Source organism: Methanothermobacter thermautotrophicus str. Delta H, from assembly GCF_000008645.1.
GTDB lineage: Archaea > Methanobacteriota > Methanobacteria > Methanobacteriales > Methanothermobacteraceae > Methanothermobacter > Methanothermobacter thermautotrophicus.
The window spans coordinates 1,353,162-1,377,150 of sequence record NC_000916.1; the positions used below are offsets into that span (position 1 = coordinate 1,353,162).

Here is a 23,989-nt window from a genome sequence, read left to right on the forward strand (position 1 = left end):
GAGAGTGTCCCCCATGAGGATTGGACTCGTCTGTATCAGGGGATCGGTCCCTGCCTTTGAGAACTTTGGATTTCTCCCCACCGATATAGTTGGAAGCAATGGTCTTGTAAACGGTTCAAGGGCCCACAGGGTCCTGGACGGGATCATAATACCAGGGGGAAGTATCGTTGAGTCAGGAAGCCTTTCACCTGAACTTGCATTTGAGATAAGAAGGATGGCATCGGACGGAAAATTTGTCCTGGGTATATGCTCAGGATTCCAGGCCCTGGCAGAGAGGACCGATATAGGGAGAAAATCGCCATGCCCTGTTTACAGGGAGGGTCTCGGGCTCCTCAACGTAACATTCCACCCCATGATAAGCAACGACAGGGTGGAGGCCACCATAACCGGCGAGTCCTTCCTGACCTCAGGGATGTCAGGTGAGAGGATAACTGGCTTCCACTGCCATACCTACGGTGAGATACGTGGTGATGCACCTGAGATAATGAAGTCCCGCATAGTCAGGGCAGACTATCATGAAAGGCCAGGGGAGATCCTATCAGGGGTCTGCAGTGATGATGGTAACGTGGCAGGGACCATGGTCCACGGATGCCTCGATGAGAACCAGACCCTTGTCAGTAACATCCTCAAATTCCTTGATGCGGATGAAACTGCAAGGGAGAGGATACTTGAAGCCAACAGGAAACTGCGGGAAGCTCTGAGATCTGAGCTCGGGATATCAACGGGGATACGTGTTATGGATAGGGGCGGGACGAGGGGCACCCCACCAGCCATAATGATAGCATCCACGGGTTCAGACTCCGGCAAAACATTCATATTAACGGGCCTTGCAGGCGCCCTGAGGAGGAGGGGCCTCAGGGTGGGCGTTATCAAGGTGGGACCCGATGTCAGGGACATAGTCCCGGCCCTCTACCTCATAAAGGAGCCCATGGAGGAGCACTCATCCATAAGGATAGGGCGCCTGGGCTGGATGGAGCTCAGGGATGTCCTTGAATCTGTGAGGGGAAGATACGACATAATACTCATCGAGGGCGTTATGAGCATCCTCACAGGTCTCCTGAACGATATAACACCCTACTCCGGGGCTGAGATTGCCCTGGCAGCAGGTATCCCCCTGATTATGGTGGCAGGTTGCAGCAAGGGGGGTATAGAGTCTGCGGTGGTTGATCTTGACGCCCACATATCGGTACTTGAGGGACTGGGCCTTGAGGTCTCCTGCGGAATACTCAACAGGGTCTATGATATGGATATATTTGAGAGGGCATCAGGCGGAAGGTACCTTGCCATTCCGAGGGTGGAGATGAGTGAGAGGGGCGGCACACCCGAGGTTGAGATAAAACTTGAGGACTTCTGCCTGAAGGCCATGGAGACCGTGGAGGAGCACCTTGATGTTGATACCCTCATCAGCTTCGCAAAAAAACCAGAATTCAGGGGTTATATGGGCCCTGAAGAAATCAAAAAGGTATTCAGTCCCTGAATCCCCGTCTTTGGGATCCCAGCCATCAGGGGCTGGATCCCCTATTTCCGGGAATTAAACCATCAGGTCAGGTTTTAGATTCCCATATCCTCTTCAGGGATCTCCTCACCCTCAGTTATGGTTATACCCTCCTCGCCACCGATCTCATATGTGAGGAACTGGAGGGGTGTTTTGGTGCTTCTCATCTTGACTATGTCCATTATCCGCTCCCTGCGACCGGTGTAGGGGTTCTCCCTTCTACCAAGTTTTATGGCGCCGTATACCGAGAAGAGAGCAAGTTCATTGAACTCCTTGGAGGTTGCACTGTCCAGTATTATGACGGATGTTATACCCCGCTGTTTGAGCTCATATACGAGGAGATCAAACTGGTTCCTGAATTCATAGGCTGTGAGTTTGGCTGTGTAGCCACCCAGACTGTCTATGACAACCACCTCGGCCTCGGGGGGTATGTCATGTATTATCTTGGTGAAGTTGCCCTTCATGGGGTCCATGTCCATGCTTAGCTCTGCCTCGGTTATCCTCGCCCTTATACCTGTAAGTTCTATGAAGTTGAGGAGTCCCTTCTCCTCCAGCTCCTGGGTGTTCCAGCCGAAGGAGTTTGCCTGTATGTGGAGGTCATTGGCGTCCTCCTCTGCTGTTATGTAGACGGTGTTGTAACCCTCCATGCAGCTGCTTATGGCAAACCGCAGCCCGAAGATGGTCTTACCACACCCGGGCTCCCCTGTTATCAGAACAGATCTCCCCATGGGAAACCGCCTATGATCATCAAGTCCATTGATCCCTATCTTCAGCCTCTCCATTATGAACACCTCTATGATCTGAACTCCATGTATGATTCAATAAGTTCTGCACCGCTCATGAAAATAAGGTCATGTTCCCTGGCGTATTTCATGGCGTCCTCTGTTGAAAGAGAGTTACCTGTCCTGTCATCCATCATCTCACAGCAGACAGCAACACCGGTAAGTCCGGCCATTTCCATGAGGGCTATGCTCATCTCGGTGTGACCCCCCCTCCTGAGTACATGGCCATCAGCGGCCCTGAGGAGGGTGACATGACCGGGGGACCTGAAGAGGTCGCCGAAGCTCTCATGTCTATCATCCCTGCAGATCCCTGCAAGTTCACCTATGGTGAGGGCACGGTCATTGTCGGTTATACCGGTGAAGGTCTTCCTGTGATTCACGGTTATGGAGAAGGCGGACTTCTCATCGTAGGGTATGTCATGGGGGGATAGTTTTCCCAGGACCGGGTACCTCCCTGACGCCTCCTCCATTATATCGGTCATGTAGGGTATTCCAAGCTTCTCTGAGTTTTCCCAGGAGACAGGCACACATATGAGTCCCCCGGCGTCGTTCCTCATGATCCTTATATGCTCCGGTTTTATCTTCTCAGCAGCAACGATCATGTCTGTTTCTCTTTCACGGTTATCTGCATCAAATACAAGGACTATTTCTCCCCTTCTAAGTGCTTTAAGGGCTTCCTGAATCATGATCACAATCTCCATTGATAATCCTGATGTATATTTTATCCTGAGATTTAATCGGCGGCTATGCTGAGCTATTATCTATTCATTCCAGCCTGATGTCTGTTATTCCTGAATTTCACTGGTGTCTATATCCAGGCTAACGGTATCTCCATCCCTTAATTTAAGGGTTTTTCTGAGGTTCACAGGGGCCACAAATTCAAGACACCCCTGCCGGTGATGGGTCTTAAGGGGGAAGAGTATGGCCCCCTCAACCACCCCGTTGAGCAGGGCCTTAACGTAGAGGACATCACCGAAGCCACCGCCTCCCTGTATCACAGGGGCCCCCTCCCTTATCCTCTCCACAATTTCAGGGTCACCGACCTCTATGTTGAGGGTGCCGGGGAAGGGATCGAAGCCCAGTTTTTCCCTGAACTGGTCCCGGTATACGCTACGGGTTATGAAGTAGGCCCCCTCACCGAAACCTGATTTCACCTTTCCTCTGATAATCAGAGGTTCACCCCCTTAACCTGCACCTTATTGTTGAGAACAGCGGTCCCCTCAGGTCGATCTCCCGGTTTTTACCGGTTATGTACCTCATGGCGGTGTCCTCAAGGGTGAGGTTCAGGTCAGAGAGGGATCTTGCTATTGTGCTCCTCACCTCAACCTCCTCGGCGCCACTTACAACCATCTCCTCTATGCGGTAGGCTGCCTCGGCTGCAAGGGCCTCCATGTAGGTTATACCGGTGTTCAGGCCCTCCTTCCTGGCCCTGGTGATGAGTTCGCTGTCGAGCTCGGTTCCAGGTGGCACACCCAGGATGTTCCCATCATGTATGTAAACGGTGTTCCATACTGCGGGTCCCAGCAGCCGTGTGTTCTCCTCCACCTCAAGGGCACTCACCTCTATCCTCCGCCCAAGGAATTCCCCACTGTAGACCTCGAAGCTGCAGGGGGACGGGGCGTCTGCATGGGCCCTCCAGGTTTTGACTATCTTCTCCATGAGCATACGGCCATCTGAGGTTACAGGGTGGAGGTTTATCCTGAGCATCTCGGCGATGTCCCTGTCAGACAGTCGCCATTCACCGTATATCTGGGGGTAGACCATTTCACGCACGTCGCTTGCCTGGTTGAGGATCATGGCAACCCTTTCAACCCCCACCCCAAGGTTCATGACCTCCTGGTCTATCCCGTACATGGAAAGGGCTATCGGTGAATAGAGGCCGAATGTTGCCACCTCAACCCACTCCTTAAGGAGAGGGTGGTAGGCGTAGACCTCTGTCTGGGTGCCGGGTATGTAGTACTTGGACTTCTTCTCATCTGGGCGGAACCTGAACCTTGAAAATCCCAGGTGCTCGAGGAGCCCCTCTGCAACGGCCTTCCCCACATCAAGGGGGACCTCATGGTCAACCACCACACAGGAGGCGGAGTGATAGGTCATCAGGTGACTGGAGTCCTCCTTCTGCTCCCTCCGGAAGCAGCGGTCGATGGAGAAAAGCTTTAGTGGCATCCTGTACCTGTCGTGGATGTTCTGGAGTGATATGAACCATCCTGATGTCATGTGGGACCTGAGGGTGGTTCTCCCTGAGACTGGTTTGAGGTCCCTTATCTCAGGGAAGACCCTCTCAAGGACCCTCAGACCGTCGTGGCTCTCAACTTCAAGGGCATTGGATACCTCGAGGACGAGGTCGTCCCCTGAAAGATCCCCCTTCTTGTATGACCTGAAGACCTCCTTCAGGTTTTCTAGCTTCTCATCAGACACATCTATGCCCATATCCTCTATCATCTGGATCCTCCCGGTCCCGAGTCCGATATCGGGTCTTGGGAGACCCCCGAGGTAGAAGCACCTGTCCAGGACTGCAGGGGCCTCGGGCCCGAACTGGCGGTATATGTGCTCCTCGTCTATGAGGAGAGGGTTCACCATTTCACTGAATCCAAGGCGCAGGTAGGCCTCCCTTATCATCCAGATGGTATCATAGAGTACGTGCGATTTTCCGGTTTCGAATCGGAGGCGTGGATACTGCATGTCATGGTGGGGTTTCCTTAGACTCTTCCCACTTTCAAGCCATGCCCTTTCAAAGTCCCTCCTTGAAAGCTTCACTATATCCTTTCTTTTCAAACAGAACCCCCAGTGATCATTATCGAATAAATCAGGCGACTGATCCTGATTGAAGGCTTAAATCCATACATCACCCTCAGATTAGAACGTCCGTAGAGGACCGGGTGATGGTTCATCACCTGAGCTTGACTTTATTCTCGGTTATGGTTCATCACCTTAACTATTGACTGCCAAACCTTATAATAATGAATGCTAAAAATATTGTCCATGGAAAGTCAGGTCTATGAATGTGATGTTCTGATAATAGGCTCAGGTGGAGCTGGCTGCAGGGCAGCCATAGAAGTTTCTGAACACAATCTCACGCCATTAATAGTTTCAAAGGGATTATCATTTAAATCAGGGTGCACTGGAATGGCTGAAGGAGGATACAACGCTGCATTTGCATGTGTTGACCCCGAGGACAGTCCGGATGTGCACTTCGAGGACACCATGAGGGGTGGGGGATTCCTCAATGACCCCCAGCTTGTCCGCATACTTGTGGATGAGGCACCCGACAGGTTGAGGGACCTTGAAACATATGGAGCCCTCTTTGACAGACAGGAATCCGGGCTGCTTGACCAGAGGCCCTTTGGGGGGCAGACCTACAGGAGGACATGCTACCAGGGGGACCGCACCGGCCATGAGATGATAACAGCCCTCAAGGAGGAGGTCATACGACGGGATATAGAGACAGTTGAGGAGATCATGATAACATCCCTCCTTGTGGAGGAGGACCGTGTACTGGGAGCCATGGGTGTGTCCATAAGGGACTCAAGCACTGTGGCCTTCAGGGCGTCTTCAACCATCCTGGCAGCCGGTGGGGCCGGTCACATCTACCCCGTTACCTCCAACACCATCCAGAAGGGCGGTGATGGATTTTCAGTGGCATGGAAGGCAGGGGCTGACCTCATAGACATGGAACAGGTCCAGTTCCACCCCACGGGCATGGTCTACCCCGAGTCAAGGAGAGGGGTCCTTGTGACGGAGGCCGTGAGGGGTGAGGGCGGAATACTCCTCAACAGTGAGGGGGAGAGGTTCATGAAGAGATACGACCCCCGCGGCGAACTGGCAACAAGGGATGTTGTTGCAAGGGCAATCTACACCGAGATCATGGAGGGGAGGGGCACCGGGAATGGTGGAGTCTACCTTGATGTCAGCCACCTGCCCGATGAGGTCATAGAGGAGAAGCTTGAGACCATGCTCCTCCAGTTCCAGGATGTTGGTATTGATATAAGGTCCGAGCCAATGGAGGTGGCACCCACAGCACACCACTTCATGGGAGGCGTCAGGATAGATGAGTGGGGCAGGACAAACCTCAGGAACCTCTTTGCAGCCGGTGAGGTTACCGGTGGTGTCCATGGAGCCAACAGACTGGGCGGCAATGCACTGGCGGATACCCAGGTATTCGGAAGGAGGGCCGGGATAGCAGCTGCAAGGAACGCCATCAAATCAGCCCCGGCGTCTATCAAGTCTACTGTTGAGGAGGAGGAATACCGTATAAAGTCAATGGTGGCCGAAGGATCACACAGCCCATCCGAGATAAGGGACAGGCTTCATGAGGCCATGTGGAACGGTGTTGCCATAGTAAGGAGCCGTGAATCCCTTGAATCAGCCAGAGCAGTTATCCAGGACCTCACGACGATGATGGGGGATCTGAATGTCCCTGAGACGTCTGGCTTTAACACCTACCTCATCGAGGCCCTCGAACTTGAAAATATGCTTGTAACCTCATCAATGGTGGTGGAATCAGCCCTGATAAGGGAGGAGAGCAGGGGATCCCATTACAGGAAGGATTTCCCTGAAACCAGACCTGAATGGCTTAAGAGCATAGTCCTCAACAGGAACAGAAGACCCGGCTTCATAGAGAGGGGCCTTAAATCAGCCTAGGTCCACCTTAAACATAGGTCAGCTCATATGATCTGCTGCCGATGATCACCTGCCATGATCTTCAGCACGGTATCCCGGAGTTCAGGTTTTCTGTAATCAGGGAATACATGGCGGGCCCCTGCCGCCATCAGGGCCCGATCACTGTACCTTCCTGCTGATATGCCGATGTTAACAGCCCCAACATGGTCACCAGCCCTCATGTCATGGGGAGTGTCTCCGAAGAGCACGGTACTCCCGGTTGCACCGATCCTGAGACCCCTTCTAACCGCAATCTCTGTTAGCTTATTCCTGTCAGGACTGTCACTACCAAACCCGCCGAAGGAAAAGTAACCTGCAATACCTGCCCTTTCGAGCTTCATGAATGCTATTTCCCTCAGTTGCCTGTAACAAGGCCCATAGGTACATCCATGGATTTAAGGAAACTCAGGAACTCCTCCACGCCATCTATGAGTTCTATATTCTCTTCATTTATGTTATGTTTCACGTATTCTCTGAGTTCCCGGAGGAATCTGGGCAGCTGACCCTCTATCTCTTCACCTTCAAGGCCCCTGAGGAGGAGGACCTCCTCTGCTATCACAGGGTCTGTCTTTCCATGGTAGTCTATGAGCTCCACGCCGGCATCAACACCATAGACCTCCCTGAAGGCGTGCCTGAAGGCATTCTCATGGGCGGAAGAGCGGTGTATCAGGGTCTTATCAACATCAAAGAGGGCCATCATCCTGTTAGCTCCGCGGCAGCTGCTTCTGCGAGTTCCATCACGTATTTCTCCTCCAGGACCTCCAGTTCTCCATCCCTCAGGAGAATCCTCCCATCACATATGACGGTGTCCACATCGGCCCCTGAGGCAGAATATACCGTGTGTGACGGAGGGTTTCTCCAGGGAGTCAGGTGGGGCCTCCTGGTATTAAGTATGACGATGTCAGCGAGCTTACCAGGCGCTATAAGACCGGCGTCGATTCCAAGGGCCCTGGCACCGTTGAGTGTGGCCATACTGAACACATCCATGGCTGGAAGCGCTGTAGGGTCTTCAAGGTTCACCTTCTGGAGCAGTGAGGCTGTTTTCATCTCCTGGAACATGTCAAGGTTGTTGTTTGATGCGGCGCCATCGGTTCCCAGTGAAACGTTAACACCCCTCTGGAGGAGCCGGGCGACCGGGGATACTCCCGATGCAAGTTTCATGTTACTTGAGGGGTTGTGTGAGACCTTCACATCTCTCTCTGCAAGTACATCAATCTCCCAGTCCTTCAGCCACACGCAGTGGGCAGCCACGGTCCGTGGGCCCAGCACCCCAACCTCATCAAGGTACTCCACAGGGGTCATTCCATGGGACCTAGAGACTTCACTGACCTCATTCTCTGTCTCTGAGACATGTATATGTATCATGAGATCATTTTTATCGGCCAGGGCAGCTGTCTCTTTAAGGAGTTCCTCTGAGCACGTGTAGGGGCTGTGAGGGCCAAGCGCAACCCTTATGCGGTCATCTGCCATCCCATGGCATTCCTTTATTATCCTGCGGCTCTCCCTCAGTTCGGCCGTCATCTTTTCAGTGTCTCCCAGGTCTATCATACCGTGGCTTATGACGCACCTGAGGCCTGCCTCCTCCACGGCACGTGCAACGTGGTCCATGTAGAAGTACATGTCGTTGAAGGAGGTTGTACCTGATCTTATCATCTCGATGCATCCCAGCAGGGCTCCGGCGTAGCAGTAATCCCCGTTGAGCCGGGCCTCGGCAGGCCATATGTGATCGTTCAGCCACCTGTCAAGGGGTAGGTCATCTGCAATCCCCCTGAAGAGTGTCATTGAGAGGTGAGTGTGGGTGTTCACAAGTCCAGGAATCAGGAGCTTGCCTGTTCCGTCAATAACGGTGTCAGCATCCCCCGGGCTGAGGGTGTTCGAGACATCAGCTATCCTGTTATCCTCAATGAGGACGGATCCCCGCCGGATTCCCCCTGCATCAAGGATCTCTGGACCGGTTATCAGTATGCTTTCATTATCCATGGAACCACCTTATAACTTATAAGTTCTAACTTATAATCGGTCAGGGACCGGACTCCAAACCTATTATATAGGTTTCCTGAAAGAGATATAAGTTAATCTCCAGTGAAGAATGATAGATCCTGCAGATGAACGGATAAACCCTGCAGGAGCTTAATGTAAAATAAATTTAACCAGTCATCGAGGGATTTAATGAAGATAAGAATAGCGGTTCCCTCCAAGGGAAGGATAAGCGAGCCTGCAATAAGGTTACTTGAAAATGCAGGTGTCGGCCTTAAGGACACTGTTAACAGGAAATTATTCTCAAAGACACAGCACCCCCAGATTGAGGTAATGTTCAGCAGAGCAGCGGATATACCGGAATTCGTTGCCGACGGTGCCGCTGACCTGGGGATCACCGGCTATGACCTCATAGTTGAAAGGGGAAGTGACGTTGAAATCCTGGAGGACCTCAAATACGGGAGGGCCAGCCTGGTTCTTGCAGCCCCTGAGGACTCCACCATCAGGGGCCCGGAGGACATACCTCGGGGTGCAGTTATAGCCACAGAGTTCCCGGGGATAACAGAGAACTATCTCAGGGAGCATGGTATAGATGCGGAGGTTGTTGAACTCACAGGATCAACAGAGATAGCGCCCTTCATTGGAGTCGCTGACCTCATAACAGACCTCAGCAGCACAGGGACAACCCTCAGGATGAACCACCTCCGGGTAATCGACACCATCCTCGAAAGTTCGGTTAAGCTCATAGCAAACAGGGAAAGCTACGCCACCAAATCAGGGATAATAGAGGAACTCAGAACAGGGATACGTGGAGTCATAGATGCCGAGGGGAAGAGACTGGTGATGCTTAACATCGACCGCAAAAACCTTGACAGGGTCAGGGCCCTGATGCCCGGGATGACAGGTCCCACGGTCTCAGAGGTGCTCTCAGATAACGGGGTTGTGGCAGTACACGCAGTGGTGGATGAAAAGGAGGTCTTCAACCTCATAAACAGGCTCAAGGCGGTGGGGGCAAGGGATATACTTGTTGTGCCCATTGAGAGGATAATACCCTGAGGGTGATTGAATTGAAATTCCTGAGGTTCATGAAGGATGGAAGGCTCCTTCACGGGTTCACAGAGAACAGAAGGATATTGGAGATCCGGGAGGAGGAATACCTCTCAGATAACCCTGAGGTCATTGCTGAACATTCACTGGATGATGTGAGGATACTACCACCGGTATCCCCATCCAAGGTAGTCTGTGTGGGCCTCAACTACAGGGACCATGCCGCTGAACTTGGAATGGACATCCCGGATGAACCGATCATCTTCCTTAAACCGCCGACAACCGTGATAGGTTCTGGGGACACAGTGATATATCCTGAGATGTCCTCAGAAGTTGACTATGAGGTTGAACTTGCAGCCGTCGTATCAGAGAGGGCCCGGAGGGTTGACTCCTCGGCGGCATCTGAGTTCATAGCAGGCTACACTGTCCTCAATGATGTAACTGCAAGGGACCTGCAGAGGAGGGACGGTCAGTGGACACGTGCAAAGAGTTTTGACACCTTCTGCCCGATAGGGCCTGTAATAGAGACTGATGTAACTCCGGATAATCTTGATATATCCCTGAAACTCAATGGAGAGGTCAGACAGTCCTCAAACACGTCCAACATGATATTCACGGTCCACGAGCTCCTCGAGTTCATATCCCATGTCATGACACTGGAGCCAGGGGACGTCATAGCAACTGGCACACCTCCCGGCGTGGGCCAGATGGTACCTGGGGACACCGTGAGGGCCACCGTTGAGGGTGTGGGGACCCTTGTGAACCGGGTTGAAAGGTCTGTGTGGATGGATTGAGGATTTTATCGACCATTGAGAAAGGATTCTTTTTTCATAATTTTTCAGAGAAAAGAGAGATGGGTCTGGATATTCTTTTGAGGAATTCTCATTTTTTCATATGTTTGCAGAGAAAAGAGAAAAAATGGGTCTGGATTTATACTCTAGGAAAAGAGCTGTCTGAGGATCATTCAAGGTATATGGCTGGCTTCAGGGGAACGGCATTCACAGCCTTGTTTTCAGGGTCATAGTCTGGTTTGCTGTGTATCACAACCCTGGCTCCAACCTCTGATTCAATGTAATCAGATGCATCCATGAGTACGCTGTACTCGTCTATCACCGTAACCTCTGATTTACCAAGGTCCCTGATGATCCTCCTTACAAATTCAGCAACCTCCTTCATGTTATCATGGATGCCCTCAGCTGAAACCCTTCCCATTATGGAGCCCATATCTAGTTTTCCTACCTCTGCTGCGACCCTTAGCACATCCCATTTCCATTTTGGTGAGGTGTATATGTGGACCCTCTCCGGGGTGGATCCAAGGATCTTCATGATTTCCTGAATGTCTCTAACGGTATTCTGGACCATCTCCTCTGCAACCTGCACATCCCTGCTCTCTGCATCATCTGAGAAGTCAGGCCATGGAGCTTCTGCTACAAAACCCTCACCACCATACCTCTCCCACATCTCCTCAGCAGTGTAGGGTATGAATGGAGCCATGAGCCTTATCCAGGCGTGCAGAACGTTTGCAAGGACAGATTTAACCTCATCATCAACTCTACCCTCAACACGCTTAAGGTAGTGGTCAACATCCTTTTTAAGGAGATAGAGTGCCTCCTGAACTGCCTTTCTTGTCTGGAATGATTCAAGGGCCCTTGTGGCTTCACGTATCCTCTGGTTCAGCTGACCCATCATCCACCTTCCAATGAAGCTTTCAGGTTCAGCTGGAGTAACCTCACTGAGGACTGGCCTACCATCCAGGATACCTGAGACCCTCTCTCCGAATTCCCTGAACCATTCAATCCTCCTGCGGGTCCCGATGACCTCACTCTCCCTCCAGTCAAAGTCCTGCCATGGCTCTGCTGAGGACATGAGGAAGAGCCGCACCACGTCTGCACCGTGCTTCTCGATGGCATCCCTCAGGAGTATGACGTTGCCCTTGGAGGATGACATCTTGTTGCCCTCAAGAAGGCCCATACCAAAGACCACAGCCCCCCGGGGCCACCCTGACTCAGGGAATATGGCTGAGTGGTGGAATATATGGAATGTCAGGTGATTGCCTATGAGGTCCTTTGCAGAGAGCCTCCAGTCAAGGGGGTACCAGTACCGGAATTCCTCCCTGAGATCCTCAAAGGTTCCTGAATCATCTAGGAATATGGCATCAAAGAACTCATCGTCCATCTCCCCGGCATCCATCTCCCTGAGGCGGTGTGCGATGGTGTAATATGCCATGTAGATTGTTGAGTCTGTGAGGGGTTCGATGATCCACCTCTCATCCCAGGGCAGCCTTGTTCCAAGGCCTATCCTCCTTGAACATGCCCAGTCATTGAGCCAGTCGATGTAGTATTCAAAGTTGGCCCGGACCTCCTCGGGTATTATCTTCATGCCATCGAGGCACCTGTGGGCGAGGTCCTTCCAGGCGTCATCAGAGTACTTCATGAACCACTGGTCCTCCATGACCCTCACAACGCACCTGCCACCGCAGCGGCATATAACAGGTCGCTCAGCGAATTCATACATCTCATCTGCAAGGCCCTGGTCCTTCAGTTCATCAGCGATGACCTCACGGGCCTCAGAGACCTTCATACCACCATAGACAGGGATGTGGCTGCTCATAACACCCCTCGCATGCTCGATCTTGTATAGCTCCCCGGTGGCATCCTCAAGGCGGGGGTCCTCCTGGTTTCTGACACCAAATTTCTCTATAACCTCGGCCGCCGGGAACTCACCGTAGCCATCCACTGCTATGACATTCACGGGCTCAATATCAGCAACCACATCCTCAAGACCGTACCTTTCAAGGAGTTCATGGTCTGTCCTGAGGTCCTCAAGGGCTATGAAGTCTGCAGGGGCATGTGCAGGGACAGAGAACACAACACCTGTGGCATATTCAGGGTCAACGAAGGAAGCCGGGAGTATGGGGTGTTCCTGGCCCGTCACAGGATTCTCCACGCACATCCCTATCAGGTCCCCGGGGTTGACGTCACCGGAAACCTTGAGGTCCAGTTTCTGGTGTGAAAGATTATCCACGGCAGCCCTGCTTATTATCCACTCCTCACCACCTGTTTCAACCCTCACATAATCCTCATCAGGGTTCAGCCAGAGGTTGGTGGCCCCATAGATTGTCTCGGGCCTGAAGGTGGCTGCGACCAGGTATGAGTCTCCAAGTTTGAATTTGAGGAGTGTGAGCTGGTTTATGGCAACCCCCTCACCCTCAAGGAGGTCATGGTCACCCACAGGGTTTTCACATTCAGGGCAGTACTTAACAGGATGGGCGCCCTTCCTTACGAGGCCAAGGTCCCTCAGCTTCCTTATCTGCCACTGTATGAACCTGCTGTAGGTGGGATCCGTGGTTTTGAATTCACGCCTCCAGTCGATGGAGTAGCCCATATCCTCCATAACAGACCGGTATTCCCTGCTGAAGTATTCAACTATGTACTCAGGGTCACTGAAACGTTCAAGCTCATCCTCGGGGACCCTGTGGACCTCCCTGTAGATTTTGAGGGTCCAGGGATCCTTCCTCTGAATCCTCCGCGCTATCCCTATGACAGGGGCCCCTGTGACATGCCAGGCCATGGGAAACAGGACGTTGTAGCCCTGCATCCTCTTGAACCGTGCATAGACATCAGGGACAGTGTAGGTCCTCCCGTGTCCTATGTGCATCGCACCACTGGGGTAGGGGTAAGCGACTGTGAGGAATATCTTTTCTCTGTCATCAGGGTCAGCCTGAAATATGCCAGCATCTCTCCATCTATCACGCCATTTTCTTTCAATATCCACTGAATCACCGCCATCATGGCCTTTTAACTTCATCATCTAACCATTCAAGGTAATCACGAGATCCCCCGGTTATGGGAATTGATATTATGCATGGATTATCATAACTATGTAGTTCCCTGACTCTTTTAATTATTTGCGGGGTCAGTTCATGGGACGTTTTAACAATGAGGGCTGACTCTTCATCCTCCTCCATGCTTCCCTCCCAGTGATAGATGGACCTTATGGAGGGGATTATATTAACACAGGCAGCGAGTCTCTCCTCAACAAGTTTACGTCCGATGGATGCTGATTCATCCACTGAGGATGCTGTTATGTAGATCAGTGTGAACACTCCATCACCTCCCAGATATCCGGGACCTCAGGGGGTTTCAGTTTATGCTCCGATCCCTTAACCATACTGGCAATCCTTTCAACCTCTGAGGGTGGCAGTGATAGGGTGGATGCGACCTCCTCCACCGGGAGCTTCCTGTCAACCAGGAGGCAGAGGAGTTCATCCAGTAGATCGTACTTCATGCCGAGTTCCTCCTCATCGGTCTGGCCGTGCCAGAGGCCGGCTGTGGGAGGTTTTTTTATTATCTCAGGGGGAACACCCAGCCTCCCCGCAAGTTCACGGACCTGTCCCTTGTACAGTCCTCCGATGGGTAGCATATCAACTCCACCATCACCGTACTTGGTGAAGTAACCCAGAAGTAGCTCGGTCCGGTTACCGGTACCTGCCACGAGCCGGTTCAGGGAGTTGGCATGGTAGTAGAGGATCACCATGCGGGCCCTTGGTTTAAGGTTTGCCAGTGCCAGTTCATTCGCATTGTGGCTGCAGAGCCCAGTGAGGGATTCTATGATGGGGTCAATGTCTATGGTTTCACTCTCAATTCCAAGTTCATCTGCAACGGTCCTGGCATGTCTCAGATCATCCCTGGGGGTAGTACTGGATGGCATGATTAGCCCGAGGACCCTGTCAGGTCCCAGAGCATTAACTGCAAGGTATGCTACTGTGCTTGAGTCCACACCACCACTGAGCCCCAGCACCACACCGCTGGCTCCACTCTCAGCCACCTTCTGCCTTATGAAATCCTCTATTACCGATACCACTTCAGAACAAAGCCCGGGAACACACTTCATGGAACCACTCTCATCAAACAGCAATGGTTAAAAGTAAGTAGGGTATATTTTATATAACTATCAAAAGAGGTAGAAAAACTTATATCAGTGATGCTGATCTTGGATCGATGATTAATTTTACAGGAGGAGTATAATGGCATTTAAGGATCTCTTCAAGTTCAATAAGGGCAAAACAACATTTGTATTCATAGGTGGAAAGGGAGGAGTTGGTAAGACAACCATATCGGCTGCAACAGCCCTCTGGATGGCAAGGTCAGGTAAAAAGACCCTGGTGATCTCAACTGACCCTGCACACTCACTTTCAGATTCACTGGAGAGGGAGATAGGCCACACCCCCACAAAGATAACCGAGAACCTCTATGCGGTTGAGATAGACCCTGAGGTTGCAATGGAGGAGTACCAGGCAAAACTTCAGGAACAGGCTGCAATGAACCCTGGCATGGGCCTGGATATGCTCCAGGACCAGATGGACATGGCATCAATGTCCCCGGGTATCGATGAGGCTGCGGCCTTCGACCAGTTCCTGAGGTACATGACAACCGATGAATACGACATCGTTATCTTTGACACGGCACCAACCGGTCACACCCTCCGCCTCCTATCCTTCCCTGAAATAATGGACTCATGGGTCGGGAAGATGATAAAGATAAGGAGGCAGATAGGAAGCATGGCCAAGGCCTTCAAGAACATACTCCCATTCATGGGTGATGAGGAAGAGGAGGACAGGGCGCTGCAGGACATGGAGGCCACCAAGAAGCAGATAAACGCTGCAAGGGAGGTCATGTCAGACCCTGAGAGGACATCCTTCAAGATGGTTGTCATCCCTGAGGAGATGTCCATCTACGAGTCAGAGAGGGCAATGAAGGCCCTCGAGAAGTACAGTATCCACGCCGACGGCGTAATAGTGAACCAGGTCCTCCCGGAGGAGAGCGACTGCGAGTTCTGTAATGCCCGCAGAAAACTCCAGCAGGAGAGGCTTAAGCAGATCCGGGAGAAATTCAGTGATAAGGTGGTTGCAGAGGTCCCGCTTCTCAAGAAGGAGGCAAAGGGTATTGAAACCCTGGAGAAGATAGCAGAGCAGCTTTACGGCGAACCCGAGCCAGAATAGATCCCTTAAATTTTTTATGATCAGTACATTGAGCACCTGATTTTTCCTCTTTTTACCACCTTTAAGGCCACTGTATTATAGAATCACCATCTTTTATTAAAAAATTTTCCATCTCAGATGTCATTATTTCAATTTATATCATATTTAAGACCTTTAAATCTTAATATGGAATTTAAATGGGAGTATATCAAATTTTAAAATAATTTTTGACTTCTTAATGTATTTTAGGATGCTGGGGGCTCCTAATTTTTTCAAAGAAAAAAATGCCAAAATTTATAATATTCATTCAAATTACTTAACAATATATTAATGTTAGGTGAGCACTATGAAAGTTGCAGTTTATGGCGCGGGTAACCAGAAACTTTATGTGGACCAGCTGAACTTGCCTGAAAAATATGGGGGTGAGGCACCCTACGGTGGAAGCAGAATGGCAATTGAATTTGCAGAGGCCGGACATGACGTTGTACTGGCAGAACCAGCAAGGGATATGCTGGATGATGCACACTGGAAGGTGGTTGAGGATGCAGGGGTCACAGTAACAGACAACGATGCAGAGGCAGCCAGTGAGGCTGAAATAGCAGTACTCTTCACACCCTTCGGTAAGAAGACCTTTGAGATAGCAAAGAACATAACAAATCACCTGCCAGAGGGGGCTGTCATAGCAAACACCTGTACGGTCTCACCTGTGGTACTCTACTACGTACTTGAAAGGGAGCTTAGAAGGGATCGTAAGGACCTGGGTATAGCATCAATGCACCCTGCAGCCGTCCCTGGTACACCACAGCACGGCCACTATGTCATAGGGGGTCACTCAAGCAGTGAACTTGACATAGCAACAGATGAACAGATATCAAGATGCGTTGAACTCGCTGAAAGCTGCGGTAAGGTAGCCTATGTTGTACCAGCCGACGTATCAAGTGCAGTTGCAGATATGGGGTCACTTGTTACAGCGGTCACACTTTCAGGTGTCCTTGACTACTACTATGTGGGTACACAGATAATCAGGGCCCCCAAGGAGATGGTTGAAAAGCAGATCCTCATGACACTCCAGACCATAGCTTCACTCGTTGAAACCTCAGGTGTTAATGGAATGCTCAAGGCCATGAACCCTGAACTCCTTGTGAGGAGCGCTAAATCAATGCACCTCCTTGAGGAGCAGGAGGAACTGGATGCAGCACTCAACACCCTATCAGACCTTGATGATGAGGTAAATAAATGGATAGAGAAGGGTGAGATCAGGCACACGGATCTGGTTGCTGCACAGGCCCTTGCAAAGGAGATAAAGAACCTCATGGGTGGAAAGGCTGCCGAGGGTACAATAAGGCGCTGCATGAGGAAGATGTTTGAATAATAATTTTTCCTTATCTTATTTTGTGCAACAAATTTTTTTGAGACCAATTCGGCAGCTGATTTTTGCAATGATTTGATGTTATCCAGAATAAGTTTTTAGTAGAAGCTCTGAATCGATGTTTTAATCCAAAAAATAAAAAGATCAGGTGACGGTTATTCTCATATTAACCGCCCTGAAGGTCTTTTTTATGTACACGTACCTGTAACCCCTTATGGTGTTGCTGTAGTTGAGCGTTGCTGATAGTGTGTCGGCTCTGAAGGTCTCTGAGAGTTTTATGGTCCTGGTGTACCTGCTCGGGTTGTAGATCTTCCTCGTTGTCACTATCCTTGCATCGTATGGGTAGTATCCGATGGTTGCTGAGTAGCTTCTGCCGGGTTTCAGTGTGAACTTGAATGTCCGGTATCCAAGTTTTGCACCGGTTGATGAATAAACCGTCACATAGTATGTCACTGTGGTGGTGTACTTTCCTGTATTTCTGAATGTGAAGGAGTATTTTCTTCTGGCCGGGTTAACGTATACTGTGCTGTTCCTGAGGTTACCCAGACTGAAGGTGTAGACACCGGGTCCGGATAGGTACTGCTGGAAGTTTATGTTTCCTCTCTCCCCGGGTCCGAGTCTGATGGTTTCGTTCCTTATGAGTGACCCGTTTAGGTAGAATGGTATGCTGAATTCCCCTTCAAGGTCACCACTGTTTTCAATCTCTGCACTGACATTTGCGTTCACTGACCCCACAGCGCTTCCCGGTGTAACACTGAATGATCTTATCTCAAGTGTGGCTGGTTTCAGTGCGTTCACATTGATGCCGGGCGGATTATCTATCCACACCGTGTGGTTGCCCCTCTGCGTTATATTGTATGTGAATGACACTGTGACATCCCCACCGGCAGGCACGTTAACGGTCCTGTTCTGGACATTCACACCGTCAATGTAGAGCCTTGCGGTGTAGTTACCGGCAATGTCTCCGATGTTGGTCACCCTTACAGATGCATTGACTCTGAAGGGTATGACTCCGGTGGATGGTGAAACAGTTAGGCTGTCAACAATGAAGGTTGCGGGTCTTAGAACCCTCACCGTGACCGGGGAAAGGGAATTGACAGTCACCTGGTGCTCACCTGGTTCACTGATATCCGCTGTGAAGCTAACAAGCACTGAACCCGGACCTGTGACCCTAACGGTCCTGTTCTGGACATTCACACCGTCAATGTAGAGCCCTGCAGTGTAGTTTCCAGACCCCTCCTCAGTGGTGCTTACCAGGGCCGTGACTATTATCCTGTGTGGTGAAACACCGGTGAGTGGTGTGGCACTGAGGTTTGAGATTGCAGGTTCACTGAGTACCCTCACATCAAGTGGGGTTAGAGATCCTATTCCAGCCAGGTATATTCCGGCATTTTCTATGGTGTGATTAAATGCCACCTGGACGCTTCTACCGGCCCCAACTGTAACATTCTTCTCATCCACAGCCAGACCGTTGATGTAGAGGACTGCAGTGTAATTCCCGTCAACCTCGCCGGTGTTCCTGGCAGTGGCAGTGGCTGTTATGGTAAGAGGGCTGAAACCTGAAGATGGTGTCACGCGCAGATCTGAGAGGGTTATGCTGGCAGGTCTAAGGACACGCACGATTTTACTGAACTCATTGATTCCCACAGTATGGTTTCCAGGGGTTAGAAGTGTCCCCATGGCGATTTCCCTTGTTTCGCCCGGACTGAGACTCACAATGTTCTCCTGGACGACCACACCATCAACCATTAGCCTTGCAGTGAAACCTATAACCAGGTCGTGGGGATTTGTCACGTTCAGGGACGCCCTTACACTTAATGGGGCCGGGCCTGTCACAGGCGTGACATTGAACCCTGTGATCGTTGGATCAGGCTCAAGGACCCTGATAGTCACATCAGTGCCTGAGTTCAAACGCAGACGGTATTCACCTGGAAAGGCGAGCTCCTTTTTGAATGAAACCAGCACCGAACTCTTACCAGGGACACTGACGGTTCTGGTTTCCCAGGCTACATCATCAAGGTAGAGCGTCACTGCGAAATCACCTGCTAGGTCACCGTTGTTCCTTACTATTGCAGTGACAGTCACGTTGAGTGGTGATTTGCCCTCCACCGGGGAAACTGTAACATTGGATAGTGTGAAGTTGGCCTCACTGAGGACCCTGACGGTTCCTGAGACATTATTGTTGAGTGATATCGTGTATAATCCTCTATCAGGAAGGAGTATGCTGGTGCTGAAGGGTACCGTGCTTTCACCTGGAATATTGAGGACCTTCGTGTGATCGGGAACACCGTTGACGTATATGGTGGCTGTGTAACTCCTTGGATTTGAATCGATATTGGTGATCATGGCGCTGACCGTAACCGTCAGTGGTGCTGCTCCGCTCTGGGGTGTCAGTGTGAAGTTTTCTATGTAGAACTTCTCCCCCTCCATGACATAGACCAGCTCGGGTTCAAGGTCGTTTATGGTGATCTCATATAGGCCTGCTGCAAGGGTCCTGTTGAAGGATACGGTGGTCCTGCTGCTGGCGTTCACGGTGACATTCCTGCTGTCAAGGAGCACCCCGTCAATGTAAAGTTCTGCTGTGTAGCTGTCTGGAAGGTCGCCGTAGTTTACAAGGTCAGCTGTCACATTCACCTTCAGGGGCTCCTGGCCACCTGATGGTGTCACCCGGAGGTTCTCTGGGATTATCAGGGGCCCGAGGAATACCCTCACAGTTGCTGGTGGGAAGTTGTTCACACCCACAGAATATGCCCTGCTGTTTCTCAGGGTGTATTCAAACTCGAAGGGCTCTGTTTCCAGTGAACCAACCTCGACCCACTTTCCAGCAGTCCTGTAACCGTTTATGTAGAGGTCAAGTCTGTACCACCCTGTGGAATCACCGCAGTTGGTTATGTTACCTCTAAGGGTTACTGTGAGGGGTCCTGTCCCGTTGAGGGGTGTCACGCTGATGTTGCTTATTATGAATGGTGTGAATCTTGTAAGGAAACCATCTGAGAGTCCTGTGAGATTCTTTTTGCAGGCATCTGGAGTTACCGTGAAATTTGAGGACCAGGTTTTCCCTGCAACATAGATGTTCTGGTACCTGTCAACCGCCACACCGTAGCCCTGGTCTGCCTCAATGCCCCCCAGGTAGGAGCTGTAGAGGACGCCTTTCGGGATGCTGAATTTCATAACGAAGGCATCCACACCACTTAAGGAACTGTCGTATGCTCCGGGTGTTAAGGGGAAGTTATCTGATCCTGTCCAACCTGTGAGGTAGAGGTTTCCAAGGATGTCCTGTGTGATATCGTTTATTGAGTCGTCTCCGCGCCCACCGAGATAGGTTGAGTATTCCACTGAGTAGTCATTGAATACCATGATGAAACCGTCACTGGAGCCGTTCCTTGTTTTCTGGTAGGCGTTTGGTGTCACAGGGAAGTCAGATGAATTGGTTTTACCTGCGAGGTAAATCCGGGAGTCCCTGGATATAATTGAATAACAGAAATCCGGTCCTGAACCTCCAAGATAGGTTGAATAATCACAATTCAGGTCTGGAGTGAATCTTGATAGAAATATATCGGTGGTTCCCCTTTTATCACCGGATATGGCATCAAATGTCACTGGAAAGTCATCTGAGTAGGTGTATCCCGTAATGTATATGTTACCTGCATAGTCAATGGCGATACCCTGGCAGTAGTCGTCCCATGATCCCCCAAAGTATCTTAGATTGACAGGATTGAGGTCCTGGTCGAACCTGGCAAGAAATGCATCGTATCCACCATGATAGGTCCAGTCTGTCAGTGGAGTTGCGTTTGGGTTGGTCCCAGGCACTCTGGCTGTACCCCCACCCAGCTCGGATACATTGAGGACGGTTGAAATTGTGTAGCCACTGACGTAAATGTTGCCCTCATAATCGATGGCAAGGCCCTTTGCAACGTCATAGCCTGAGCCGCCAATGTATACCCTCTTAACTTCTTTGCCTGAGGGGTCTATTTTTGATATGAAGGCATCCGCAACCTTCAGACCGTCATGGTTTATCTCGCCCACAACGTAGGCGTATCCATCTCCATCTGCAACTATTCTGTGGCCCCAGTCGTCTCCTGATGTGTCAGTTAATATTGTGTGGTATATGACTTCTCTTGTCACGTTAAATTTGGTGACGAATACATCCTTGGATCCATTTACATGTGTAGATCCGGTCACATAGATGTACCCTGAGTCGTCCACATAGACGTCACGTGCCTCGTCAACGACTTTGTCACCGAGGTATGTTGAATAGTCCACTGTATAGTTTGATTCTGCAGCTACTGTACCCTGCAGTATCAGTAGGAGGAATATGGTGCAAAACAGAATAGAAAACCTTTTATATAGGTCTATTTTATCACCTCCCAAAGGTGAACTTTATTCTCACAGTTATAATGAATATAATTTACGGTTTGATCTTGAAATTAAGAAATTATCTTTACACTTCAAAAAAATAAACTGGATGTTTTCATGAAGTTATACAATAAGAGGGACAATCTAAAAAGGATTTTTATTAATAGAGGATTATTCAGTATTAATCAGCCTCAGAAAACATCCGGAGCATCAGCAGCTGAAAATTCGTTATATACAGTCACGGCTTCGGTGGCAGAATATTTCAGCTGATGTGTCGTTTTCAGGATATCAGAGAAGGGGATGGAATTAGAGGTAAATAAAGGCTTCAGAGGACAACGAGGATGGACATGTAACTGAATTCAGATTCACTCACATCCCTCAGTGTTGATTTCAGGACCCTCTCATCGGGATAGCTGAGCCTTTCACAGACAGCAACCCTCCTTTCAGGGTCAAGACCGCATTCAATGAGGAATGCTGCTGTCTTTGATGGATTCCTTGAGGGCAGGATTATGGTTGGCCTCCCATTATCAATTACATCCAGGATCCCCTCCTCGCCACGTCCATGAAGGGTGATGACATCTGCATCGTCCCAGGGTATCAGCAGCCTCGCAGCACATAGCTGGATTGAGCTGATTCCAGGCACCACCTTCACCCTCACCGGGAGTCCACGGGAGGATATTATCCTTTTCAGTGGTTTGAGGACCCCTGAAAATCCAGGGTCGCCTGTGGAGAGCACGGAGACCTCCATGGCGATTGCAAGTTCAGCAGCCCTTCCTAACTTCTCATCCATATCCCTGGCACCGAGGACCACGGTTTTTCTGGCGGATGGAAAAAGTTCAAGGGCCCTGCGACTTCCAAATACAACTTCTGAGTTCATAACCACATTTTTTGCAGCGGGTGTGATGTAATCCGGCGATCCTGGACCTATTCCCACTATGTTCAGAGTCATAAAATTACCCCTATTCCATCAAATCAGCACGGAGGCAGATATTCACTGGGTCTCAGCAATCTCTCCATTAAAGAGAGTGTCCCATACCAACATTTTATTATAATATCCCGGCACTACTTATTAATGTGATAACAATGATCCAGATTGCAGTCACAGGAAAACCCAACGTTGGAAAATCATCATTCTTCAATGCAGCCACCCTATCTGAGGCCGAGGTTGCATCATATCCCTTCACAACAATCGATGCCAACCATGCAGTGGCCTATGCATCCTGCAGATGCCCCTGCAGGGAACTTGGAGTTGAATGCAACCCCCGGAACTCCCGGTGCATCAATGGTGTCAGACTAATACCAGTGGAGCTCATAGACGTCGCCGGCCTGGTACCAGGGGCCCATGAGGGGAGGGGCCTCGGGAACAAGTTCCTTGATGACCTCAGACAGGCGAGGGCATTTCTCCATGTCATAGACGCCTCGGGTTCCACCGATGAGGAGGGGAGACCCGTTGAAGCAGGAAGCCACGACCCCCTGGAGGACGTTGAGTTCCTGGAGGAGGAGATAACCATGTGGCTCTACGGGATCCTCGAGAGGAACTGGGAGAGGCTCCTCAGAAAGGCTGCTTCAGAGAAGCTCGACATGAACCGAATCATACATGAACAGCTCTCAGGTACCGGAATAACACCTGAGGACATCATTGAGGCATCAAGAAAGGTGGATGCCGATGTTTATTCATGGGGGAAGGATGAGCTTCTGCAGTTCCTTGATGAGCTCCTCAGAATAGCAAAGCCAATGCTCATAGTTGCAAATAAGGCTGACCTTCCCTCAGCCGGTGAGAATATTGAGCGCCTGAAGGATGCCTACCCCCACGTGGTACCCGCATCTGCAGAGGCTGAACTGGCCCTCAGAAGGGCAGCAGAGGCGGGTTTAATCAGTTACACCCCCGGTGGCAGTGAATTTGAGATAATCGATGAATCAAAGCTCACAGATAAACAGAGGGCGGCCCTTGAGTACATACGTGAAAATGTCCTGGAGGTTTACGGAAGCACAGGTGTCCAGGAGGCCATCAACAGGGCCGTATTTGATCTTCTGGACATGATAGTTGTCTTCCCGGTTGAGGATGAGCACAGATTCACTGACCAGAAGGGGAATGTGCTGCCAGACGCCATCCTTGTACCGCGGGGCTCCAGTCCAAGGGACCTTGCCTACCTGATACACACGGAGATAGGTGACTCCTTCCTCCATGCGGTGGATGCCAGAAAGGGTATGAGGGTCGCATCCGACCATGAACTGGAGGATGGGGACATAATAAGCATTATATGCAGCAGATAGTTTCATAGGATATCACATTAATTTAATAACATGAGTGGTGCATTTCAAGT

19 protein-coding genes are annotated in these 23,989 nt (G+C 50.6%); 7 read left to right on the plus strand and 12 right to left on the minus strand.

Annotated elements, in window-relative coordinates:
* Nucleotides 1-13 precede the first annotated feature (13 nt).
* Nucleotides 14-1,477 carry an AAA family ATPase gene (locus tag MTH_RS07150; protein ID WP_048061066.1) on the plus strand — a complete coding sequence of 488 codons (1,464 nt, stop codon included), beginning with the start codon at nucleotides 14-16 and terminating at the stop codon, nucleotides 1,475-1,477.
* Between the two features lie 74 nt (nucleotides 1,478-1,551).
* Here MTH_RS07150 and MTH_RS07155 read toward each other — a convergent pair whose 3' ends face one another.
* From MTH_RS07155 to sepS, 4 genes are all read right to left on the minus strand, one after another.
* Complete coding sequence (locus MTH_RS07155) at nucleotides 1,552-2,277, minus strand: ATPase domain-containing protein (RefSeq protein WP_048061067.1); 726 nt, start codon at nucleotides 2,275-2,277, stop codon at nucleotides 1,552-1,554.
* Between the two features lie 11 nt (nucleotides 2,278-2,288).
* Entirely contained in the window at nucleotides 2,289-2,978 is a 690-nt protein-coding gene (ribB, locus tag MTH_RS07160; RefSeq protein ID WP_010877109.1) for a 3,4-dihydroxy-2-butanone-4-phosphate synthase, read from the minus strand.
* An 84-nt stretch (nucleotides 2,979-3,062) separates the two neighbouring features.
* Nucleotides 3,063-3,431: a DUF120 domain-containing protein gene (locus tag MTH_RS07165; RefSeq protein WP_010877110.1), complete on the minus strand. Its 369-nt coding sequence runs from the start codon at nucleotides 3,429-3,431 to the stop codon at nucleotides 3,063-3,065.
* A gap of 22 nt (nucleotides 3,432-3,453) precedes the next feature.
* A complete protein-coding gene (gene sepS, locus MTH_RS07170; RefSeq protein ID WP_010877111.1) occupies nucleotides 3,454-5,052 on the minus strand; it encodes an O-phosphoserine--tRNA ligase in 1,599 nt (532 codons plus the stop codon).
* Between the two features lie 207 nt (nucleotides 5,053-5,259).
* Between sepS and tfrA the strand changes: the two genes are divergently transcribed.
* Complete coding sequence (tfrA, locus tag MTH_RS07175) at nucleotides 5,260-6,918, plus strand: fumarate reductase (CoM/CoB) subunit TfrA (protein WP_048061070.1); 1,659 nt, start codon at nucleotides 5,260-5,262, stop codon at nucleotides 6,916-6,918.
* Between the two features lie 23 nt (nucleotides 6,919-6,941).
* Here the strand turns inward: tfrA and MTH_RS09430 are convergent, their stop codons facing one another.
* From MTH_RS09430 to MTH_RS07185, 3 genes are read right to left on the minus strand one after another with little or no spacing between them, the layout of a single operon-like run.
* On the minus strand, nucleotides 6,942-7,277 hold the full coding sequence (locus tag MTH_RS09430) for a hypothetical protein (RefSeq protein WP_010877113.1): 336 nt from the start codon (nucleotides 7,275-7,277) through the stop codon (nucleotides 6,942-6,944).
* Nucleotides 7,278-7,291: 14 nt separating this feature from the next.
* Complete coding sequence (locus tag MTH_RS09435) at nucleotides 7,292-7,636, minus strand: HAD hydrolase-like protein (protein ID WP_010877114.1); 345 nt, start codon at nucleotides 7,634-7,636, stop codon at nucleotides 7,292-7,294.
* Nucleotides 7,633-8,916: an amidohydrolase family protein gene (locus tag MTH_RS07185; protein WP_010877115.1), complete on the minus strand. Its 1,284-nt coding sequence runs from the start codon at nucleotides 8,914-8,916 to the stop codon at nucleotides 7,633-7,635. Before MTH_RS07185 ends, MTH_RS09435 begins: the two co-directional genes overlap by 4 nt.
* 189 nt (nucleotides 8,917-9,105) lie before the next feature.
* Here MTH_RS07185 and hisG point away from each other — a divergent pair, with 189 nt between their 5' ends.
* Together hisG and MTH_RS07195 are read left to right on the plus strand one after the other, a co-directional pair.
* Nucleotides 9,106-9,969, plus strand: a complete 864-nt coding sequence (gene hisG, locus MTH_RS07190; protein ID WP_010877116.1) for an ATP phosphoribosyltransferase — start codon at nucleotides 9,106-9,108, stop codon at nucleotides 9,967-9,969.
* A gap of 11 nt (nucleotides 9,970-9,980) precedes the next feature.
* Nucleotides 9,981-10,754 (plus strand): fumarylacetoacetate hydrolase family protein, encoded by a 774-nt coding sequence (locus MTH_RS07195; protein ID WP_048061071.1) that lies wholly within the window; start codon nucleotides 9,981-9,983, stop codon nucleotides 10,752-10,754.
* A gap of 166 nt (nucleotides 10,755-10,920) precedes the next feature.
* Here the strand turns inward: MTH_RS07195 and leuS are convergent, their stop codons facing one another.
* Genes leuS through MTH_RS07210 form a run of 3 tightly spaced genes read right to left on the minus strand, consistent with a single transcriptional unit; the run spans nucleotide 10,921 to nucleotide 14,853 of the window.
* Nucleotides 10,921-13,767, minus strand: a complete 2,847-nt coding sequence (leuS, locus tag MTH_RS07200; RefSeq protein ID WP_048061305.1) for a leucine--tRNA ligase — start codon at nucleotides 13,765-13,767, stop codon at nucleotides 10,921-10,923.
* Nucleotides 13,748-14,065, minus strand: coding sequence for a divalent-cation tolerance protein CutA (gene cutA, locus MTH_RS07205; protein ID WP_010877119.1), 318 nt, complete (start codon nucleotides 14,063-14,065; stop codon nucleotides 13,748-13,750). The genes leuS and cutA overlap by 20 nt, the downstream gene beginning before the upstream one ends.
* Entirely contained in the window at nucleotides 14,053-14,853 is an 801-nt protein-coding gene (locus tag MTH_RS07210) for an NAD+ synthase (RefSeq protein WP_048061072.1), read from the minus strand. The genes cutA and MTH_RS07210 overlap by 13 nt, the downstream gene beginning before the upstream one ends.
* A gap of 133 nt (nucleotides 14,854-14,986) precedes the next feature.
* On the opposite strand from MTH_RS07210, the gene MTH_RS07215 reads away from it, so the two are divergent.
* Nucleotides 14,987-15,961, plus strand: a complete 975-nt coding sequence (locus MTH_RS07215) for a TRC40/GET3/ArsA family transport-energizing ATPase (protein ID WP_010877121.1) — start codon at nucleotides 14,987-14,989, stop codon at nucleotides 15,959-15,961.
* Between the two features lie 325 nt (nucleotides 15,962-16,286).
* Nucleotides 16,287-17,312: a H(2)-dependent methylenetetrahydromethanopterin dehydrogenase-related protein gene (locus tag MTH_RS07220; protein ID WP_048061073.1), complete on the plus strand. Its 1,026-nt coding sequence runs from the start codon at nucleotides 16,287-16,289 to the stop codon at nucleotides 17,310-17,312.
* A 141-nt stretch (nucleotides 17,313-17,453) separates the two neighbouring features.
* On the opposite strand, the gene MTH_RS07225 is transcribed toward MTH_RS07220, so the two are convergent.
* Nucleotides 17,454-21,572 carry an SBBP repeat-containing protein gene (locus MTH_RS07225; RefSeq protein WP_238374191.1) on the minus strand — a complete coding sequence of 1,373 codons (4,119 nt, stop codon included), beginning with the start codon at nucleotides 21,570-21,572 and terminating at the stop codon, nucleotides 17,454-17,456.
* Nucleotides 21,573-21,990: 418 nt separating this feature from the next.
* Entirely contained in the window at nucleotides 21,991-22,614 is a 624-nt protein-coding gene (locus MTH_RS07230; protein WP_010877124.1) for a cobalt-precorrin-7 (C(5))-methyltransferase, read from the minus strand.
* A 134-nt stretch (nucleotides 22,615-22,748) separates the two neighbouring features.
* Here MTH_RS07230 and MTH_RS07235 point away from each other — a divergent pair, with 134 nt between their 5' ends.
* On the plus strand, nucleotides 22,749-23,939 hold the full coding sequence (locus MTH_RS07235) for a redox-regulated ATPase YchF (protein WP_048061074.1): 1,191 nt from the start codon (nucleotides 22,749-22,751) through the stop codon (nucleotides 23,937-23,939).
* Nucleotides 23,940-23,989: the final 50 nt, after the last annotated feature.

Bases quoted from the DNA above. Each gene is read 5' to 3' on its own strand.
- MTH_RS07150 (WP_048061066.1), top strand. From the start codon at position 14: ATGAGGATTGGACTCGTCTGTATCAGGGGATCGGTCCCTGCCTTTGAG.
- MTH_RS07155 (WP_048061067.1), bottom strand. From the start codon at position 2,277: ATGGAGAGGCTGAAGATAGGGATCAATGGACTTGATGATCATAGGCGG.
- ribB (WP_010877109.1), bottom strand. From the start codon at position 2,978: ATGGAGATTGTGATCATGATTCAGGAAGCCCTTAAAGCACTTAGAAGG.
- tfrA (WP_048061070.1), top strand. From the start codon at position 5,260: ATGGAAAGTCAGGTCTATGAATGTGATGTTCTGATAATAGGCTCAGGT.
- MTH_RS09430 (WP_010877113.1), bottom strand. From the start codon at position 7,277: ATGAAGCTCGAAAGGGCAGGTATTGCAGGTTACTTTTCCTTCGGCGGG.
- MTH_RS09435 (WP_010877114.1), bottom strand. From the start codon at position 7,636: ATGATGGCCCTCTTTGATGTTGATAAGACCCTGATACACCGCTCTTCC.
- MTH_RS07185 (WP_010877115.1), bottom strand. From the start codon at position 8,916: ATGGATAATGAAAGCATACTGATAACCGGTCCAGAGATCCTTGATGCA.
- hisG (WP_010877116.1), top strand. From the start codon at position 9,106: ATGAAGATAAGAATAGCGGTTCCCTCCAAGGGAAGGATAAGCGAGCCT.
- leuS (WP_048061305.1), bottom strand. From the start codon at position 13,767: ATGAAGTTAAAAGGCCATGATGGCGGTGATTCAGTGGATATTGAAAGA.
- MTH_RS07210 (WP_048061072.1), bottom strand. From the start codon at position 14,853: ATGAAGTGTGTTCCCGGGCTTTGTTCTGAAGTGGTATCGGTAATAGAG.
- MTH_RS07215 (WP_010877121.1), top strand. From the start codon at position 14,987: ATGGCATTTAAGGATCTCTTCAAGTTCAATAAGGGCAAAACAACATTT.
- MTH_RS07220 (WP_048061073.1), top strand. From the start codon at position 16,287: ATGAAAGTTGCAGTTTATGGCGCGGGTAACCAGAAACTTTATGTGGAC.
- MTH_RS07230 (WP_010877124.1), bottom strand. From the start codon at position 22,614: ATGACTCTGAACATAGTGGGAATAGGTCCAGGATCGCCGGATTACATC.
- MTH_RS07235 (WP_048061074.1), top strand. From the start codon at position 22,749: ATGATCCAGATTGCAGTCACAGGAAAACCCAACGTTGGAAAATCATCA.